The following is a 17,822-nucleotide window of genomic DNA, read 5'->3' as shown; positions in this document are numbered from 1 at the left end:
TTTTGAAAATTAAAAAAAGATTCCATAGGAGGAACCACGAATGAAAAATGTATTGCGTACGATGGTAGCAGCAGTTGTAGCAACTAGCTTCGCAGCCTGCGGTGGCGGCGGAGGCGGCGGTGGTGGAACACCAGGCGGCGGCGGAACGACACTCTACTATCCTTATGAGACTGTTTACGGTGATGCTTGTAAAACTCAAGAAGCAACTCCAGGTTGCACGTTCTTCGCTTCTAACGGAAAGAGAATCACAGTCACTGAAGATCCTCACTACAATGACTACGGTCACGGTTCTGACGACCTTTGGTATGTTAAATTCGATTCTAATGGTAAAGCCGCTGTTTACGACGATTTGGGTCGCTTCCAATACTACGCAAACGTTTCTGAGTTTGCCGGTTACGTTGGTGGTACAACTATCGGCGTAGGAACAACTGGTTTCTATTGGGAAGATATCTCTAACGGAACTTATTGGTTGGGTAAAAACGGCGTTCTTTACAATGCGAACACAGGTGAATCTAATTACGGTCAAGCGATCAACGAGAAAAACGCTTCTTCTGCATCAGATACAAACTTCGCTGCTTTGAACTCTGATACAAATAAGAAACTTGTTAAAATGGCTTCTGAGAAGTTGATGAAAGAATACGGCTTCAAACAAGACAAAGCGGTTGCAGTTGCTTCTGCATTGAACTCTTGGGCAGTAGCTGCTGCTGAGCGCGGTACTACTTCTGAAAAAGACATGGACAAAACTTTCAAAGCTGTTTTCGGTGTTCAGTTCTCTGACGCTCTAGCTGCTGCGAAAGACTTGGCAATGGGTGACAGCTCTTCTATGCAAGATTTGACTAACAGATCTGCATCTGAGTTGGGTTTAAAGCCTCACCAAGCTCAAAAATTCATGAAGGGCATGTACAAAAAAGCTCTTGCTAACTGGGGTTACGACGAAAACAGCTTCAACTGGTAATCAGTTGGCTCTTAGTTAAGACCTACAAAAAACCCACAACGGTTAACTCTGTTGTGGGTTTTGTTTTTTTATTTACCTAAGTTCGCGTAAGCATCAAGCGTGCGAGCAGAGAAGATCAGCGCTGTTCCTGCGTTGACGGCCACAGCAACTCCCAAAGCTTCCATGATTTCTTCTTGAGTGGCTCCGTGTTTTTTCGCGGCTTCCACGTGCACGACAATGCAACCGTCACAGCGATTGGTGACGGCCACGGCGAGTGCGATGAGTTCTTTTGTTTTTGGATCTAATTTTGAATCGGGAGTTTTTGCGTCTGAGATCGCACGATAGCCTCTAACAATATCAGGGTTCATTTTTGCGATGGCGCCGATGCGACTTTTGACTTCGCTAAGATATTCTGTCCAATTTAACATGGCTCAACTTCCTTTTTGGATGGGTTGAGCCCAGTTTACTGAATTCGTGTTTAGAAGTAAGCAAGAATTCCGACAGCGGAAGCGAGACCAGAGATCGTAGCTTCGCTACCCACGCCACCGGATTGTTTTTGATAAATGTAGCCGACATCCAAGCGGAAGCCGACGTTGCTGCCAGTGGGGAACCACTTTACAAAAGGGCCTACGAAAAAGTCCATTAAGTCTCTTTTGCTGCCAGAGCCGCCGTCAATTTGTCCTATGGAAGCTGTGCCGCCAATACCGTAAAGGAAAGCTTCACCGGGTGTGTTTGAAATCAGATTGTAGTCAGCAAAGCCACCCACTTTATAGGATGTAGTCGTAATGCTTCCTACTTGATCAGAAGCATAAGTCAGCAAAGGCCCGAATTCGTAGCTTCCAAAGTTCCAGCCGAATTTACCTGTTAAAGACAGATCCGTTTCGTTTTGAGCACCGGCTGCATCCGATTTTGTATTCATAAGGCTTGCGCTTAAAGCGATCACGTATTTGCGAGATGTTGTGGAAACCGAAGAATCAGCAAACTCATCAGGAGCTAGTTCATAAACTTGTCCGCTTTGAAGGCTGCCGCCAGAAAACTCGATAACGGCTTGGTTGCCTTTCACGCGACGAACTTTGATTTTTTGCGCGAAGGATGCCGAAGAAAACGTCAAAACTGTCAATGCAAGAAGCCAGTGTTTCATTATGATATACCCCTCTTAAGACTAAAGTCTTTCAATCCACAAAGAGACTGTCAACGAGAACGTGAATCACAACAAGACGTTAAAATTTCTCGAATTTAAGTTTTACGTGTTTATAACCGAAAAATTTGTATAAGGGGAAGGGAGTCAGAATGTCGTCTTCCTGGGGAGACATACCGGCGTGGGCCTATGGGGCTGCGCAGGCATTAATGCAATCGTTGAAGCTGGTTGATCCGGCGACTTATGCGCATTGCTGCCGAGTCGGTGAGATGTCTCGTAAATTATCTCGTGATGCTGGTCTTAACGAATACGAGCAGAAGCTTGCGGAGTTCGCAGGTCTTTTTCACGATATCGGTAAGATGGGAGTTCCCCAATCGATCATTTCTAAGCCTGGAAAATTAGATGATGCTGAGCACTTGATCATGCAAAGTCATCCGGTTTTAAGTGAACAGATTATCAATCCATTAAGTCACGATAAGTTTTTTGCTTCAATCTTGCCAGCCATTCGCGGTCATCATGAGCGTGTTGATGGAACAGGTTATCCCGATAAAAAACGTGGGGATGAAGTTCCTCTGTTGGCGCGTATTATTTTAGTTGTTGATACGTACGATGCGATGTCGCAAACACGTGCTTATCGCAAAGGCCTTCCGGTGGAAGTAGTTTACGCAGAACTGCAAAGATGTTCTGGCACTCAGTTCGATTCCCAGCTTGTGAAGACGTTCTTGCAAGCGCACAAGACATGGGAAACGCAAGAGGCGGATCAAGATACCTTGAACCACCTTATCAAGAAAATCGCGTAAAACGGAACTATAAACAGCAACTGCTGCGTTACTCGTCGGCGCCGTACTTCTAGTACGGCTTTCTCCTCGCGCCTTGCATTTGCTGCTTATATTTCCGTTTCCTATTTCATCTTATTTGTACTTTCGAAGATTTTATCAGCGGATTTGGCAACGAATCCCTGATAAAGTTTGCCGTTTTCAAGCGGGTAGCGCTTCGCAAATTCATAGTAGCAACCTGGAATATTGAAAGTGCCGTCATCAAACTTCACAGGAATTTCAGACGCCATTGTCGAGCTTTGCTCTAGATAATCCGCTGTCGTTCCTTTGATCTCGCCACCTGAAGTGTTCAAGACAAAGCCTTTGCTTTTTACAAACTCATTTAAAACGCGGATGTCGTTAAACTTCTTCAATTTGTTGATGTTAATAGTGAAGTGGTTCGGACGGAAACCATAAGCTGCCACCCAAGAAGCGTATTCACTTTCTTTCGCCAACTCAGAGTACAAAGCGTAAGTCATTTTCCAAGGGCGTCCCGCCATCGCAAAGTCTTCACGTTGAATTTCAGAATCAGGTAGTTGGTCGACAAGTTTGTTCACAGTTTCGCGAATGAATGGTGACACCTTTTCAAGTTCCAACTCACTGATAAAGATCTTCGGCATATCTTCGTTTGGATGCTCATAGTGTTTTGCATAGAGTTTTTTCTCTACAAAAGTGTAATCACCTTTTTCGACATAGCCGTATTTTTTGAATTGTTTTGCCAAAGATTCAATACCCAAACGCGGATGATTGAACGTGCGAAGAGCAATGTGGTCATTAATCACTGTTTCGCCTTCCGCAACAAAAAGATCGTGAATGCGTTTAGCAGCAGGATTAATCTGACAGTAGTCGACCCACATTTTTTCCAAAAGTGTCTCTAGGCTCATCATAAACAGTTCTCCTAATGAATGACCGAAGGTTACCGCTCTTAAATCGAGGGCGCAACGGGTCCGGCGCATAACTTTGAGCGTTATTCATTGGAGCTGGAGGATATTTCGCCAACAATAAGCGCTATGACGTCATTGCCTGAGATCCAACAAATTGAAAAAAGAATTCAGGGCCTGGGAAGTTCCGTACGCTCTGAAGTCCTTGCGTACAGTGAGCTGGATTCTTTGCGTTTTCCCATCTACAAAGTGACTTTCGGAAGTGAAGACCCCAAAGCACCAGTCTTGGGTTTCACAGGTGGCGTGCACGGTCTTGAACGCATCGGCGCGCAGGTGTGCGTGGCTTTGATGAACTCACTGGCAGAGTTGGCTCTGTGGGATGAGACGATCAAAAGAACTTTGCAGGACATTCGCGTTTTCTTTATTCCTACTGTGAATCCTATCGGCATTTACAAAAAAACACGCAGCAATCCGCGTGGGGTGGATCTCATGCGTAATGCCCCTGTCGAAGGAGAAGCTCCCGCACGTTGGGTGGGTGGTCAGCGTTTTAGCAATCGTCTGCCGTGGTATCGTGGTGAAGTGGGCGCTCCGATGGAAGTCGAAGCACAAGCTTTGATTGCGGCTGTTGAAAAAGAAATTGCGCAAAGTTCGTTGGCAGTCACGATTGATGTACACTCGGGTTTTGGTTTTCAGGATCGCATTTGGTTTCCTTATGCAAAAACGGTCAAACCATTTCCGGATCTTCCACTCGCATACTCGTTAAAAGATTTGTTAGATCGCACGTATCCTCATCACTTTTATCGCTTTGAACCTCAGGCGCAAAGTTATACGACTCACGGAGATCTGTGGGATTATCTCTATGACAATCATTTGCAGGCTCGTGGCGAAAAAACATATTTGCCGTTGTGTCTTGAGATGGGTTCGTGGCTGTGGGTGAAAAAAAATCCCTGGCAAATTTTCCGCGCCGAAGGACCGTTTAATCCAATCAAAGGTCATCGTCAGCGCCGAACGCTTCGTCGTCATAATACACTGATGGAATTTTTAATCCGCGCCGTAGCATCACCGCAAGCGTGGGCAAATTTATCCGAACTGCAAAAAGAAGACTTTGATAAAAAAGCACGGGAGTTGTGGTATGCCACAAACTAAAAATTGGATTTTATTGCGAGGCTTAGCTCGTGGTGTTGGTCACTGGGGATCTTTTGTTGATAAAATGAAAGAGCGTTTTCCCGAGGACAATTTCGAATTGATTGATCTTCCTGGAAATGGCGCGCGCAATGACGAAACAAGTCCGACGAATATTTCTGATTATGTCAAAGACCTGCGCTCACGTTCCGAGTTTGTGAAAAAAGGGGAGCCGTTCAAAGTCCTTTCCGTTTCACTCGGCGCGATGGTCACCGTTGAGTGGATGCGCGAGTATCCGCACGAAATCAAAAAAGCATACTTAGTGTGCACAAGCTCTTCAGGATATTCCCCATTTTATCAGCGCTTCTTGCTCGTGAACTATGTCAAATCAATGAACTTGCTAGGTGCAAAAAATAATGAAGCTTTGTGGGAGAAAACTATTTTAGGAATGGTGACCAACAGTCACGAGCGTCGTGAAGCTGAGATCTTGCCATTGATGGCCTACACAAAAGAACATCCGATGAGCATTGAAAACATGCTTCGCCAAATTTTCGCGGCATCACGCTATCGTTTTCCAGAGGAAGCCCCTGGTGATATCCAACTTTTGGGTTCATACGGAGATCGTTTGGTGTCACCAAAGTGCACGCTCAGAATCGCGGAAAAGTGGGGACTAAAACCCACAATGCATCCCTGGGCGGGCCACGATATTCCTATTGACGATCCGCGTTGGCTGGTCGAGCACTTACTCTAAAAATGACCTTCTATGGTATTTTTTTAGGGGTAAGTATTTCAAACCAAATGACGTTTTTTTACCATCAGCTCTCCTATATTTGATTTGGAGCATATCGACACGTGGCTCCGTTGACTCCCGAGGCCTTTTCTTATTCTCTACAGTCTGGACTTTTATCCAGAGGCGGATGTGAGGATAAGAACCTACATCGCGGCGGCACTTACGAGTGTTTCCGTGACCACAAAAGCGAAAACTCAAACCATGAGCGTGAAGGATCTTCAGGCTCAAGGGGTGAGCTCTATTGAAGAGCCGAAACTTTCGTCTTCGCCGGCGCAGGTCTATGGACAAATCCGTATGGAGGGAATGCAATACTTCACTCCAATTCCAGAATCTCCCCAACTTTCCTTTAGCCAACTTCTTTCCGCTCGCTTGTCCGCTCTTAAAGAAACATCTTGGATTGACATGGCCGCCGATATCTCGGGCGGTACGTTCTTTTCGCGTGGGCAATCTCACTTCGTCGTGCATGAGGCTTATCTCGCTTCGCATGGGAATACGCCCTTTAAAACCTTCTTAGGGCGTAAAAAGAAGGACTGGAGTGAGATGGATCGCCGTTGGCAATTGGGCCTGTGGCAGCCGAAGTTTGCAATCGACACTCTTCGCCCCGAGGAACAAGGTTTGACGGGGCTTTTTGTCGACTACAACACGCAAGGCTGGGAGATCCTGGGCTTTGCAACTCCTGTGTTTATTCCGAGCATGGGACCCGATATTCGTGAAGAGGGGGGCGGCCTTGTCTCTGACAGCCGTTGGTATCGCGCGCCTTCGCGCAATTACGACTTCAACAACCACATCAACACGATCAGCTACGACCTTGATATTCCCGACATGGCGAAACTTGTAGGCAATGGCGGTGTGGGCTTCATGGGCCGTTTGGGCAATAAAGAAAACGGTCCTTGGGTTGTTGCGAGTGCCGGTTACTTGCCCGTGAATGAATTGATCTTGAAACGTAAAAACTTTAAAGATGTTTCTGAAGACAAGGTGGACGTGACGGTGTCTCCGGATGTGGGCTATCACAGCATCTATTCTTTGGATATCGGTTACGCTTTCTCAAACCTCAAAGCTTCGTTGTCTTACTTGCAGGATGAACCAAAAGAAAAACTTCCTGAGGTGGATTGGTCGATTCAAAGTTTGAAACCGATCAAAGCCTATTCGGCGGCGTTTGATTTCTCCTTAGCCAATATCTTTACAAAAACTTTGGCGTTTCAGTTGGAGTATTTGAAAGTCGACGGCGGCGGTATTAAAGATGTTTTGTCGAATGGAAGTCCTGACGATTTCACATTGTTCGATCAGCGTCTGAAATTTACCAACGCACTTTCATTCCGCGTGGAAGGGCAGCTTGCAAGCCTCTTCCGCCGTCCTTTCGTAACAAGATTCAAGTATCTATATGACTACGATCAAAGAGGCTCTTTGCTCAATACAGAGTTCCTCTATTATCCAAGTCAAAAGTGGGCCGTTGTTATGGGCGGTGATATTTTAGGGGTGCAGGATGAGTCCTACAACCCTTCAAGTTTTCTCAATCAATATCGCGCCAATGACAGGGTCTACGGAGGCATGACTTATGTTTTCTAAGACTGATCTAAAGAGAGGCTTCGCAGCACTCTCTTTTTGCATTTTATCGGCTGGAGTTCTTTCGGGTTGTGACTCGAAAGTCGGTGAGGAACCACCTCCGCCAGAGAGCCAGGAATTCAGCGGCACTCAATGTCTTTCGGAGATGAATCCCGTTGTGAAGGATTTCATCGTCGGAAACGCAAAAAAAGAAGACGTTGAAAGAAGCTGGGATTGCGCGACGAGTGCGGTTGAAAAATTTAAGCGCTATGTGCGTGGACGTGCAGCGGATCGTTACACTCCCCAAGAACTCGCAACTTTCTTAGAAAAAAACTTTCTTGATCCAAAACAAAATCCTAAAATCACCGTTGGCTTGCAAACAGAATTCATGAAGCTTAAGCAGGTCTTTGTTGGTGGAAGTCCTGACTACATCACTCGTACTGAAATCGATAAGCTCATTGTCTTGTTTAAAAACTTCCGTGAAATGACGGTGGCACTGAATCCGTATATGAAAGTCTTGTCGCTCAATTGGGCGGTGACGGATTCAAACAAGCTGCAACTGGATGTTCGCTATTTTGAAGATGCGAATAAAGAAGTTCAAAATGCCGCTCGCACTTTGGCTTCCTTGATTGAGAAAAACGGGCAGGGTTATAAACTTTCTGACTTCGTTTCATTGATGGAAGAAATGAGTTCTTTCTTTGGTGAGAGCTGGGAATTCCCGAAAACAATCATGAAGTACATGCCGGTTGTCCAAAAGGTTAAAAAAGCTTTGGCCGGTGGTGATGAGAACACGATCACGCCGAATGAATGGCGTCGTTTTTCTTTATTGGGTGCCCGCGGTTACGTTCAATATCTTCGTTATTATTACTTCATTAAATCTGTACCCGAAACGGGAACGGGCTATCGCCTTTCTTATCTTTCACGCACGGTGGAAGATGTCTTGTCTGTATTCCAAGACTTGGTTGCAGAAAAACCTGAAGGCGTTGTTTCTCGCGATGAAGTGACGGAACTCCTTAAAACATTGCAAGTGGTGTGGCCTGATTTCAAAGTTTCAAACAAACTTGTTTTTGAAGCGATGAAGGTGAAGCAACTCTTCTTTGGTGGCAGTGTTGATTCCTTTACGACGACGGATTTTGAAACAGCCCGCTTGAAAGTCAGCCGTATTAAAATCTTAGTAGAACGTTTCCTTCCTTATTATTCTATCTATGGCCGTGAGTGGGAACCAGAGATTTACGAACCGGAAGAAGCGCAAAAGCTTTTCATGGAGTCTCAGTTCGTTCTTGAGGCGACAGTTCGCGAAGCCGGTGTTTTATTTGAAGGCGCTTACGATCTTAAGGATCTCACCAGCCTGATTCACGAAGTGGAGCTTTTGTATCCACCAAAAGAAGTGGGCTACGAAGAACAAGTGAAAAAGTATCTGCCAATGGTGATCGATGTGAAGAACATGATTCTGGGCGGAAACGATTCTTCTTTGCGAAAAGGCAACTGGAGTGTTCTTTTAGGTTTTGCTGCCAGATTTTATTCGGACTTCCTTTATTACGATTACTTCGTAAAAGAAAAACCGATGGAGCAACCTTTGACGGTGAGTTACTTGTCGGTACTCTCAAATCAAAGTTTAAACATCTTGCGCGATCTTTTGATCGCGAAAAAAGAGAACCAGTTCACTCGCGCTGAACTTAATAAAATTGCAGAGCACCTAATTAAGCTAGAAGTTCTACCAAAGGGTTTGAAGGCCGAATCGCTCGATCAAGTTTTGGGTGTGGTGCTTAACAATATCTTTGTGAACCCAAATCAGCGCATTGATGGTTACGTTCCTAATGCTCTGAACTTGGCTTCAATTGAGGTCATCCGTCATGAACTGCAAGTGTGGTTAGACTCTGAACTCTTTATTGCAACACTGACTGAAAATTGGAAACCTGAAGACGGTCTTAATGCGAAAGCATTGAGCGATGTTTTAAAGAACGCTAAAAAAGCAGATACCGCGACAGAGCCATTGCAGGCAGGTTTAGGTGAGTTCCTTTTATCGGTAGACACTCCTGTGCCAATCACTTTGGACAGTGAAAGCCGCGTTATTATCTCGAACAAGTTCGAACAAGTTTACACGAAGCACACTCTTCGTCAGATGAATCTTTATAGAGGCATCACAAGACTTCTTCTTCGTTCTTTTGTGAACGACAAAGAGCGTGTAGCGACATACAAAGGAGCCATCCTTGATGAGGTTCAAGCGGCTTTCTTTACTTTGAAACCAGTCCTGGTGGAAATGGGATTGATTGAGCCGAAGAATGTGACCTTCGCATCTTCGCGTTTCCGCGAGGCGAATATCTTTGTTCCGCATTCCGATGGAAATACCTTGGCCTCTTACGCGGAAGTGACGGACCTTGTCGCGATGATCTGGTCAGGCGTGAACATCAATACGATGTTGCGTGAAGATCTAGTGCGCGTTTGCTTTAAGCACGGCGAGAAAGTGACAAACGATTCTCTTGTTGGTTTGAGTTGTGCTCGAGCTGCTTACAAAGACTCTATGCCCAAAAATATGACGGCCACGCCGGAGTATTTGAAGTTTATGAAAGCGGTTTCAAAAGACGAGTGGGCTATTTACATGAACAACGTCTTTAAGGCCGCGGGTTATGTTCCGAATGATCAGAACATGGCGAAGATGGAAGACATCTCCTTGGCTCCGCACGTGATGCAATATATTGAAATGGTCTTCGCGCGCTTTGACAAAAACAAAGACGGTTTCATTTCAACGGGCGAGTCGTTAAATGCCTTCCCGGCGTTTAAAGGTATTCTTCTTGAGCTTGCAAAAGATCAAATCGCGAAGGGGACGTTGAAAGAATCAGACTTGTTGGATCTTTTCACGTACATCCTTCGTTATGGAAAACCACCAGAGACGATCAAAGAAAAGCTTCGTTTCGTCTTGAAATGGAGAGGCAAACGCGACAATTGGGACGTGTGGGCCGACCGTGTTCAGCTTTCTGAAATCTTAGGGTATATCGCCGACCAAGTGAGTGCGGCGGCGAAGAAGGCCAAGGCAGAAGGTTCTAATCAAGAACTTTCTGTGAATCTAAACGTGCTGCCGTCACCGTTGAGTTCTGAATAATCAAACCGGTAAATGAACCGCCTCCTCGTTGAACGGGGAGGGACGAATTTAAATCTCCCGAACGGTCCGTATCGACATCCGCAGTGGCTGGAGCATATTCCACCATATTGCGTCTCCAGACAAAGACTCGCGCTTTGGAATTCACATTGTGAACCTCAACGATCACATCAATAGAAGTTGGGAAATAAAAAGACATCTTGGAGCTATTCACCATGGCCGAGTTGCCGTTGAAGCTCACTTGCGCATTCACGCTGGCGCCGGAGCGGCTGAAGGTGACGGCGATACCATCGTTTGATGGGATGATGCTGTTGGAAGAATAAAGAACGACGGCCACCGAACTCATCGAAAGCGTGTCCAGCGAGGCTTTTAAGGCGATAGATTTGCTGGAAGAGACATTCAATAGTTCACTGAAACGAATGGTTCCGGAGCCTTGAATTTTATCGGTGCTGTATTCAGAAAAAGTAGAAGAGACAATAGTGTTAGAGTCGATACCAGAAACTTCTTCCGGTTCGACTCCTGAGCACGCTGCTAATGAAAAGAGACTTAATACTAAGAGGGACTTTAGAATGAGTTTTTCCACATCATTGACTCTACTGGAATTGGTTTTTTGTCGTTATACTTTGCCGACGGTTTGACGTTGTAAGCCGTCAAAATATCGCCCTTTACTTCAAAGTATATCAACTGACCAATCGGCATACCAGTGTAAACACGCACTGGCTGTTTCACCGAAATTTCCAGAGTCCAATAATTGCAGAAACCGACATCGCCTTTGCCTGCTGTGGCATGGATGTCTATTCCGAGACGACCTACGCTTGATTTTCCTTCTAAAAATGGGACGTGTTTCAGAGTCTCTGTGTACTCTAAAGTAACGCCCAAATAGAGAGTGTCCGGCATGAGAACAAAACCCTCTTCAGGAATTTCAAAGGTGCGAATCTTGTTATGCTTCTTGGCGTCCAGCGTCTTTTCTTCGTACACAGCTAGAGTACTGCCCAAATGAACATCGTAAGAGTTCGTTCCCAGGCACTCTCTGCGGAAAGGCTCAACTTTAATGGAGCCTGCTTCCATGTGTTGGAGAATCTGCTGATCCGTAAGAATCATTACTTAGTTTCTCTGTGAACTGTGTGGCGTTTTAGATTTGGATTGTATTTCTTTTTCTCAAGACGACTAGGAGTTTTAGTTTTGTTCTTAGTCGTAGTGTAACGAGAAACAGGTTTGCCTTCAGCGCGAGCTTCTGTGCACTCAAGAGTGATGATGATTCTTCCTGATTTTTTAGCCATTGCGGTGCCCCTTAAACTTCAAGTTTGTACTGCCATGCGTAATATGGAAAAAATGACAATACCTTTTCAAAGGGGGTCAAGGTATCAAAGGAAAAAGGAAACTTCAACAGACAATTTCGTGTCTAAGGGGAGAATTCGTGAACTCTTGGAGCCTTTTTCTAGTATCCGTGCTTTTGTCGGCCTGTGCTCATGCCCAAACTAGTGGCATTTTGAGGGGAAACACCCAACAGCCGGTCCTTTTGCAAGAAGCCGTCGGTTCTGTTGCCCCGGGTTCCATCGTCATTATCGGAGAAAACCACGGGTTTAAAGAACATCAGACCCAACAGCTGGCGATTATGACAGCTTTGCGGGCTGAAGGCCTTAAGGTCTCTGTGGGAATGGAATTTTTTACATACACTCAGCAGGACCTGGTCGACTCCTACCGCAAGGGCGCTTTGACGGAGCCGGAGTTCCTTAAAGCCATTGCCTGGGGAAGTCCTTCTTATGATTACTATCGCGGTCAGGCTGAGTTTCCGCTGCTTTCTGAAGGGGCTATGACCCTGGCGTTGAATGCGCCTCGCTCGTTGACTGGCAAAGTCTCTAAGCAAGGTTTGAGTTCTCTTACGCCAGAAGAGTCGGCCTTGCTTCCGCCGCAGTTTTCGTTGGGCCGCGACTCTTACAAGCATCGTTTTTTAAGTATGATGCCTCATCTGCCAAACCCGGAAGCCGGGGAGCGCTACTTTGCTGCTCAGTCTATTTGGGATGATACGATGGCGTGGAAAGCAACAGAATTTATCGCCGCTCATCCTGATCAAGTCCTAGTGATTGTAGTCGGTGAGTTCCATGTTCAATATGGTGGAGGACTCCCAGACCGCATTCACGCGCGGGCGCCTCAGGTTCCGGTTCTGACCTTTTCTCAAGTGAACACTCTGGATTTAACGGAAGAAGAAATTTCGACCGAGATCGCACCTTCTCCGGTCGAGGGACCGCGTGCTGATTTCTTGTGGCTCGCTCCCGCACAAAGTCTAGGGTTGTAAAGATTCTTTGAGCTTCTCTTCATGTTTTCTTTAAACTAAGACTGCAGAGGAGCCCTTACTATGTTTCCCCTAGAAACCCGCATTTTGGTTATCGATGACATGCCTTCCATTCGTGATCTTGTGAAGAACACGTTAAAGGCAATGGGTTATAAAAATATTCAAGAAGCTGCTGACGGTGAAGAAGGTCTGAAGGTTCTTGTTCAGAGCAACACTCCGGGAACGCAAATTCAATTGGTGATTTCAGATTGGAATATGCCAAAGATGAAGGGGCTTGAACTTTTAAAACAAGTTCGTGCGACGGCTGAGTGGAGCAATCTCCCGTTTGTGCTTTTGACGTCAGAGTCTGAGCGCGATCAAGTGACGGAAGCCGTTCTTGCCGGTGTTTCTCAGTACATCGTGAAACCTTTTTCTGCGAAGATTTTCGAAGACAAATTAAAAGCCGCGTACATGAAACACAACAAGGCTTAGTCGAATTTTAAATTTAAAAAGAGTGAACGCTGAAGCTTGTGAAAGTTTCAGCGTTTTTTATTTTGGTGTTACGCGAAAATCCGTCGTCTCAAAATGAGACGGCGATATTTGCGCCAAGAAGGACACCATGTTTATTGTCTGAGCGCTCTTTGCACTTCAAAGATGTCTTATTGAGTTTTTAAGCGGGCACATGCTGTGCAGCCTCTGCTTGTGAGGAAAATTATCAAGAGAGGTTCTTAATGAAAAAGTTAGTTTTGGTTTTAGCTGTATCCATGATGTCTGTCACTGCTTTTGCTAAAACTGTGGAGATCACAGGTGAAAAGGCAGAGGCTCTGTTTTTTGAAATGGAAAAATCGGGTGCGACTATGACCATTCATACGCCTCGTTTGACGGAGTATAACTCTAAGAATGTGACTTGCGTTGCGGAAGAGCGCTACACGGAAGACGGCGAGCGCACAGGTGTCGCTGACTTCACATGCTTGATCGACGTTACTAAATAATATTTTAAGCGGCGATAGGCGCTTTCTTGTCTGATTTTTTGAACTCGGTGATGTAGGGCACTTCGACGAACAGTGTGGTGCCTTTGCCGAGTTCGGATTCGACCCACACGCGCCCTTGAAGTTCTTCGGCGGCGACTTTGATCGCATCCATTCCCACGCCGCGACCTGAAATTTCTGTGACTTGTTCGCGAGTCGAAAATTGACTGTCAAAAATATGTTGGATCACTTCTTGGTCGGACTTGTTGCGAGTGTCGACCATGCGTTTTGCTAATTTTTCACGGATCTTCGATGGATCAATACCGCCACCGTCGTCCTTGATTTGAATCATCAAGAACGGTTTTGAACCTGTGTTCTTGATTTCAACATTCACTTCCACATGGCCTTCGGCCGTTTTTCCTTGATCAATGCGCGTATCAGGAATTTCAATTCCATGATCGACAGCGTTTCTGAAAGCATGCACGAGGGTTGAGAACAGAGAGTTGTAAATCTCTGGAATCACCATCACGGTGCCGTTATTGATTTGCAACGGCGCCATCATCTTGTCGATTTTTTCTGCCAGACGAAGCATGACTTCGTTGTATGGCTCCAGGAATTGAGAAACCGGTTCCATCGCAAGTTCTAACAAAAGTTCTTGTGCGACAGGTCCGCCACCAGGCAGAGTGCCTACTTTGCGAGCGATGTCATTTAATTTACTAATCGCGATTTCAATTTGGCGTTCTTCCGATGTTGCAGAAGAACCCAAGATGTCGCGTGTTTCTTCAAGGAATTTAAAGAAGTATTCTTCGATTTCAAAACATTTCGCACGCAGTGAAATAAATCCGGCTTGTGTCCAATTTTCTTTAAGCTCCGCCAAAAGGCTTTCACCTTGATGACAGGCTTCAGCGACTTCTTTGATCGAGAACAGAGCCGCACCACCTTTAAGAGTGTGCAAGTTGCGGAAAAGAGTTTCTGAATCGTAAGGACCGTTGTCCTTAGAAACTTCTTCGCGAACAGAGATCAAAAGACCTTGCGCTTCTTGGATGAAGCGGTGGATCTCGCGTTTGGACTTAATCATATTGATGATAAGTTTTGCGTGCTCTTTTTCCGTCTCAGCTTGTTTTTGAGCTTCAACAAGGGATGTGATATCGGAAGCAACAACAACGACGCCTTCCATCGCGCCTTCGCTGGAACGAAGCGGGTGGTATTCTAAAGCGATATTGCGATTTTTCGAGTGCGGATAAGTGACCGGACCCAAGGGTGCTAAATCTTCAAAGGGAAGCATTTCCATGAAAAGAGTTTGCATCCATTTTTTGAAGCCTTCGACTTTGTTTTCTGGAAGTTTTAAAACATCCCAGATAAGTTTTCCATCAGGTTTTGATTCAACCGTCGTTTCGCAGGCCTTTGAAGAGACATCAAGGATGTGTCCTTCAGAATTAAAGATGAAGAAACCTTGTCCAAGACTGTCGAGCAGGGCTGACATGGTTTGATTCAAACGCGACAATTCGCGTGTACGGTCAGCAACCATTTGTTCGAGGTTTTTACTGTAGTTTTCAAGTTGAACTTTGGCGTCTTCAAGGGCTTTGATGACGTCTTCTTTTTGCTCAAGTTCAGCACGGTATTTTTTCTGAAGACGTTCTTCCAAAGTCACGTCACGCACAAAGACAATCCAATTTTTGTCTCCCATAGAGTCAAAAATAGGTTGCAGCGTGATTTGTACTTTACCTTCGCCTCCTTGAGAAGTTTTGAAATTCACTTCTTTGTAGGGAGTCGCATCGCAAATATGAATCAACTTATCCAGACCTTCAATGGGTTCGCTAAACTCAAAAAGTTCAGAGAACTTCATGCCTCTTGTGATTTTGCGAATAGAAAGACCTGCGACGATCGCTGCCGTTTCATTGCAATAGACGACCTTTTGTTCGGCATTTAGAACAAACACAGGTTCCAAAAGGGTGTCGAAGAGGGAGTACTGAATCTTCATTTTACAAACGTCTCATTTTTCTGATGGTAAAGAGTGAATTCACGCTTTTCTGTCCATTCAGACATTTCAGCGTCGCCTTTAGATTCTGCACGAACGCGCCAATAGATTTTTCCCAGTGGCACGCGGTCTTTAATCAAATAACGATTTCCTTGCAGTGATTTTGCAATCAAAGTGCGAGAGAAATCCGCTTTATCTGAAATCTCGATGCGGTAAGAAGTCGCACCTTCCACTTTTTTCCACTCAAGCCAGATAAACGGTTCCATCTCTGTTTGCAGGAAGATTGAAGCGTTATTAAATGGCTCTAACAACGAAGGAGACGAAAGAGGAGTGCGGAATGTATAAAGCACTTCTTCAATATTTGAGAAACCCGTTAAAGGCTTATTGCTTTCATCCATGGCTTGCACGCGCACGTGGTAGCGACCTGGATCTGGCACTGTCAAAGTTCCCGCATTGGATGAATATTCAAGTTGTTGCGGGTGCGTGAAGTTTTTGTCTTTATCCATTTGCACAAGATAGGATTTTGCAAACGGAACTTCAGACCAACTGATCGGAGTTTCTTTAGGACCCGGAGCTTGGCCAATGGCATTGATGGTTTTCATTGGATCTAAAGTCAGACCATCCATGTTGATATCGATTGTTCCGGTTTCACTCGGCTCACTCATAAGACCATTGAGGCCACGAGCGTAAACGCGATAGAAATACTGGCCTGGACGATATTGCGACCAAGACACTTGGTTTTGTGTAACATCGTATTTTTCAACTTCTTTGAAGCTAGCATCTTTGGAAATTTGCAAAATATAGTTTTTCGTTTGCAGAACAGGCTTCCACGCAAGCTTCGGAGATTCCGGAGAAGCTGGATTGCGATCTTTTCCTGTTGGAACTTTGAAATCGACTTTCTTTGTTACAAGGATAGGGCGACTAGGACGTTCTTCTTTGTGTGCAAAAAGATTCAAAGTGAAAGACACCGGCTCAGACCATGGTGATGGTTTTTGCGATTCTGTCTGACCTTGCACGCGCACCCAATAAGTTCCCGCAGGAAGTTTTGGAGTAACCGCAGCTAAAGTATTTGTCTGACCTTCTTTCACGATGGTTGTGAATTCCGCATCGGAAGCCACTTGCCATGTGAAGTTTTTAAGAGACTCTTGCGCGCGCCATTGGATTTCAGTGCTTGTTTCCAAGGACTCTTGGGGTTTTACTTTCAACTCAAGATTGATTTGTGCAGCTTGGGTTGGTGTTGTGATTTGCGGGCCAACCAAGTGAGTAATCTGCATGTGTTGAACTGGTGATGTCGTCGCCAACTGGCCATTGTGGTCCATGGCTTTCAAACGCCAGAAATAAGAGCCAGGCTCTAAAGGTTCAACGACTTGAGCTTTTTTATCTTGAGTCAGTTTTGAGATCGCCACGTGACTGAAATCTTCTGTGGGGGAGATTTCAAGTTCAAAGCGGGCCACATCACCTTTGCTGTCCCATTCAAAAGGAAGAGGATCATCAGGATTGATACGAAGCCAGTTTGTATTGTCCGCCGTTTTTAAGAATAACTGCGGTTTTTCAACTTGTTTCACTTCACCTTTTTTAGTGACAGCGACCACCGCATTTTTCGGAAGCTCTTTCACAGCTTGTTTCTTTTTATCAACGTACTTCACGTCACCGGAAAGCAATTTCAAGTCGACGTTACCGCTGTGAGCTTTATTAAACTGAATTTTTGATTTTTCAGGGGAGCCTTGTTGGCTCTCCAATTTAAATTCTTCAGTGCCGGATTTGATTGTCAAAGAAGAACCCTGTGCTAATTCACCGACGAGATTCCCGTAACGCAAATCCAGATTCATCTGACCGTTTTTCAGATTCAAAGTGATCAAAGAGTTTGGTTGGATTTTGATTTGCGTTCCGTCTTGCAATTGAATCGTGGCTTCAGAACGATCGCCGGTGAAGATAGAATCATTTTGATAGACAGAGTCTTTGCGAGAAGCGGGGACCCAGCTAAAAGTGTCGAGATTTTTGCGGCGCACGTCGTTTTGTGAAATCGCGACATCGCCAATAAGTTCTAATTTTCCGTTGTTGGCTTTCGGGAATAGCAAAGAGTCGTCGTACAAAAAGTACGAGAAGGCCAACAAAGCAACGATGGCGCATACAAAGATGATTTTTTCTGTTTGTCCAAAACGTGACATAACACTCCTGCTTGAGGGCTTATCGGTTGGAAATGACGAATGATTTACGGACCTTAGGCCAAGTTACATGAGAATTTCTTTTCGGGTTTCCTGTTAAAGGGCATACTGAACTCGTGA

At 45.3% G+C, this 17,822-nt stretch carries 17 protein-coding genes; 9 read left to right on the top strand and 8 right to left on the bottom strand.

What is annotated here, in order from left to right; all coding sequences use genetic code 11:
* Window positions 1-40: 40 nt before the first annotated feature.
* Window positions 41-955 (top strand): hypothetical protein, encoded by a 915-nt coding sequence (locus ACLSSO_RS11665; protein WP_413942892.1) that lies wholly within the window; start codon window positions 41-43, stop codon window positions 953-955.
* A 68-nt stretch (window positions 956-1,023) separates the two neighbouring features.
* On the opposite strand, the gene ACLSSO_RS11660 is transcribed toward ACLSSO_RS11665, so the two are convergent.
* Window positions 1,024-1,362, bottom strand: a complete 339-nt coding sequence (locus tag ACLSSO_RS11660; protein WP_413942891.1) for a carboxymuconolactone decarboxylase family protein — start codon at window positions 1,360-1,362, stop codon at window positions 1,024-1,026.
* Window positions 1,363-1,412: 50 nt separating this feature from the next.
* Window positions 1,413-2,075, bottom strand: coding sequence for a hypothetical protein (locus ACLSSO_RS11655; RefSeq protein ID WP_413942890.1), 663 nt, complete (start codon window positions 2,073-2,075; stop codon window positions 1,413-1,415).
* A 149-nt stretch (window positions 2,076-2,224) separates the two neighbouring features.
* Here ACLSSO_RS11655 and ACLSSO_RS11650 point away from each other — a divergent pair, with 149 nt between their 5' ends.
* A complete protein-coding gene (locus tag ACLSSO_RS11650) occupies window positions 2,225-2,872 on the top strand; it encodes an HD-GYP domain-containing protein (RefSeq protein ID WP_295905937.1) in 648 nt (215 codons plus the stop codon).
* Window positions 2,873-2,973: 101 nt separating this feature from the next.
* Here ACLSSO_RS11650 and ACLSSO_RS11645 read toward each other — a convergent pair whose 3' ends face one another.
* The gene (locus ACLSSO_RS11645; protein ID WP_295905936.1) at window positions 2,974-3,774 is read right to left on the bottom strand and encodes a DUF1338 domain-containing protein; all 801 of its coding nucleotides are present in this window, start codon (window positions 3,772-3,774) and stop codon (window positions 2,974-2,976) included.
* A 123-nt stretch (window positions 3,775-3,897) separates the two neighbouring features.
* On the opposite strand from ACLSSO_RS11645, the gene ACLSSO_RS11640 reads away from it, so the two are divergent.
* From ACLSSO_RS11640 to ACLSSO_RS11625, 4 genes are all read left to right on the top strand, one after another.
* The gene (locus ACLSSO_RS11640; protein WP_295905935.1) at window positions 3,898-4,914 is read left to right on the top strand and encodes a M14 family zinc carboxypeptidase; all 1,017 of its coding nucleotides are present in this window, start codon (window positions 3,898-3,900) and stop codon (window positions 4,912-4,914) included.
* Window positions 4,901-5,641, top strand: a complete 741-nt coding sequence (locus ACLSSO_RS11635) for an alpha/beta fold hydrolase (protein ID WP_295905934.1) — start codon at window positions 4,901-4,903, stop codon at window positions 5,639-5,641. Before ACLSSO_RS11640 ends, ACLSSO_RS11635 begins: the two co-directional genes overlap by 14 nt.
* A gap of 168 nt (window positions 5,642-5,809) precedes the next feature.
* The gene (locus tag ACLSSO_RS11630) at window positions 5,810-7,246 is read left to right on the top strand and encodes a transposase (protein WP_413942889.1); all 1,437 of its coding nucleotides are present in this window, start codon (window positions 5,810-5,812) and stop codon (window positions 7,244-7,246) included.
* The gene (locus ACLSSO_RS11625; RefSeq protein ID WP_295900038.1) at window positions 7,236-10,322 is read left to right on the top strand and encodes a hypothetical protein; all 3,087 of its coding nucleotides are present in this window, start codon (window positions 7,236-7,238) and stop codon (window positions 10,320-10,322) included. Before ACLSSO_RS11630 ends, ACLSSO_RS11625 begins: the two co-directional genes overlap by 11 nt.
* Here ACLSSO_RS11625 and ACLSSO_RS11620 read toward each other — a convergent pair.
* From ACLSSO_RS11620 to rpmG, 3 genes are read right to left on the bottom strand one after another with little or no spacing between them, the layout of a single operon-like run.
* Complete coding sequence (locus tag ACLSSO_RS11620; RefSeq protein WP_295900037.1) at window positions 10,264-10,902, bottom strand: hypothetical protein; 639 nt, start codon at window positions 10,900-10,902, stop codon at window positions 10,264-10,266. The two genes, ACLSSO_RS11625 and ACLSSO_RS11620, sit on opposite strands and share 59 nt — an antisense overlap.
* Window positions 10,884-11,420, bottom strand: coding sequence for a dCTP deaminase (gene dcd, locus ACLSSO_RS11615; RefSeq protein ID WP_295900036.1), 537 nt, complete (start codon window positions 11,418-11,420; stop codon window positions 10,884-10,886). Before dcd ends, ACLSSO_RS11620 begins: the two co-directional genes overlap by 19 nt.
* Window positions 11,420-11,599, bottom strand: coding sequence for a 50S ribosomal protein L33 (rpmG, locus tag ACLSSO_RS11610; protein ID WP_041873421.1), 180 nt, complete (start codon window positions 11,597-11,599; stop codon window positions 11,420-11,422). Before rpmG ends, dcd begins: the two co-directional genes overlap by 1 nt.
* A gap of 137 nt (window positions 11,600-11,736) precedes the next feature.
* Here rpmG and ACLSSO_RS11605 point away from each other — a divergent pair, with 137 nt between their 5' ends.
* From ACLSSO_RS11605 to ACLSSO_RS11595, 3 genes are all read left to right on the top strand, one after another.
* Window positions 11,737-12,615, top strand: coding sequence for a ChaN family lipoprotein (locus ACLSSO_RS11605; RefSeq protein ID WP_413942888.1), 879 nt, complete (start codon window positions 11,737-11,739; stop codon window positions 12,613-12,615).
* Between the two features lie 60 nt (window positions 12,616-12,675).
* Window positions 12,676-13,083 (top strand): response regulator, encoded by a 408-nt coding sequence (locus ACLSSO_RS11600; RefSeq protein WP_295900034.1) that lies wholly within the window; start codon window positions 12,676-12,678, stop codon window positions 13,081-13,083.
* A gap of 239 nt (window positions 13,084-13,322) precedes the next feature.
* The gene (locus tag ACLSSO_RS11595; protein ID WP_295900033.1) at window positions 13,323-13,583 is read left to right on the top strand and encodes a hypothetical protein; all 261 of its coding nucleotides are present in this window, start codon (window positions 13,323-13,325) and stop codon (window positions 13,581-13,583) included.
* A gap of 4 nt (window positions 13,584-13,587) precedes the next feature.
* Here ACLSSO_RS11595 and ACLSSO_RS11590 read toward each other — a convergent pair whose 3' ends face one another.
* Together ACLSSO_RS11590 and ACLSSO_RS11585 are read right to left on the bottom strand one after the other, a co-directional pair.
* Complete coding sequence (locus tag ACLSSO_RS11590; RefSeq protein ID WP_295900032.1) at window positions 13,588-15,540, bottom strand: ATP-binding protein; 1,953 nt, start codon at window positions 15,538-15,540, stop codon at window positions 13,588-13,590.
* Complete coding sequence (locus ACLSSO_RS11585; RefSeq protein ID WP_413942887.1) at window positions 15,537-17,705, bottom strand: FecR domain-containing protein; 2,169 nt, start codon at window positions 17,703-17,705, stop codon at window positions 15,537-15,539. The genes ACLSSO_RS11590 and ACLSSO_RS11585 overlap by 4 nt, the downstream gene beginning before the upstream one ends.
* Window positions 17,706-17,822 lie beyond the last annotated feature (117 nt).

The sequence above is a fragment of the Bdellovibrio sp. HCB-162 genome, from assembly GCF_047344985.1.
Taxonomy (GTDB): Bacteria; Bdellovibrionota; Bdellovibrionia; order Bdellovibrionales; family Bdellovibrionaceae; genus Bdellovibrio.
The sequence above is the reverse complement of the archived record's forward strand: the minus strand, read 5'-3'. Positions and strand labels throughout refer to the sequence as shown.

What these genes read in the sequence shown, in the direction of transcription:
- ACLSSO_RS11645 (WP_295905936.1), bottom strand. Translation starts at nt 3,774, where the DNA reads ATGATGAGCCTAGAGACACTTTTGGAAAAAATGTGGGTCGACTACTGT.
- ACLSSO_RS11635 (WP_295905934.1), top strand. Translation starts at nt 4,901, where the DNA reads ATGCCACAAACTAAAAATTGGATTTTATTGCGAGGCTTAGCTCGTGGT.
- ACLSSO_RS11660 (WP_413942891.1), bottom strand. Translation starts at nt 1,362, where the DNA reads ATGTTAAATTGGACAGAATATCTTAGCGAAGTCAAAAGTCGCATCGGC.
- ACLSSO_RS11595 (WP_295900033.1), top strand. Translation starts at nt 13,323, where the DNA reads ATGAAAAAGTTAGTTTTGGTTTTAGCTGTATCCATGATGTCTGTCACT.
- ACLSSO_RS11625 (WP_295900038.1), top strand. Translation starts at nt 7,236, where the DNA reads ATGTTTTCTAAGACTGATCTAAAGAGAGGCTTCGCAGCACTCTCTTTT.
- ACLSSO_RS11665 (WP_413942892.1), top strand. Translation starts at nt 41, where the DNA reads ATGAAAAATGTATTGCGTACGATGGTAGCAGCAGTTGTAGCAACTAGC.
- ACLSSO_RS11585 (WP_413942887.1), bottom strand. Translation starts at nt 17,705, where the DNA reads ATGTCACGTTTTGGACAAACAGAAAAAATCATCTTTGTATGCGCCATC.
- rpmG (WP_041873421.1), bottom strand. Translation starts at nt 11,599, where the DNA reads ATGGCTAAAAAATCAGGAAGAATCATCATCACTCTTGAGTGCACAGAA.
- ACLSSO_RS11650 (WP_295905937.1), top strand. Translation starts at nt 2,225, where the DNA reads ATGTCGTCTTCCTGGGGAGACATACCGGCGTGGGCCTATGGGGCTGCG.
- ACLSSO_RS11600 (WP_295900034.1), top strand. Translation starts at nt 12,676, where the DNA reads ATGTTTCCCCTAGAAACCCGCATTTTGGTTATCGATGACATGCCTTCC.
- dcd (WP_295900036.1), bottom strand. Translation starts at nt 11,420, where the DNA reads ATGATTCTTACGGATCAGCAGATTCTCCAACACATGGAAGCAGGCTCC.
- ACLSSO_RS11590 (WP_295900032.1), bottom strand. Translation starts at nt 15,540, where the DNA reads ATGAAGATTCAGTACTCCCTCTTCGACACCCTTTTGGAACCTGTGTTT.
- ACLSSO_RS11640 (WP_295905935.1), top strand. Translation starts at nt 3,898, where the DNA reads ATGACGTCATTGCCTGAGATCCAACAAATTGAAAAAAGAATTCAGGGC.
- ACLSSO_RS11655 (WP_413942890.1), bottom strand. Translation starts at nt 2,075, where the DNA reads ATGAAACACTGGCTTCTTGCATTGACAGTTTTGACGTTTTCTTCGGCA.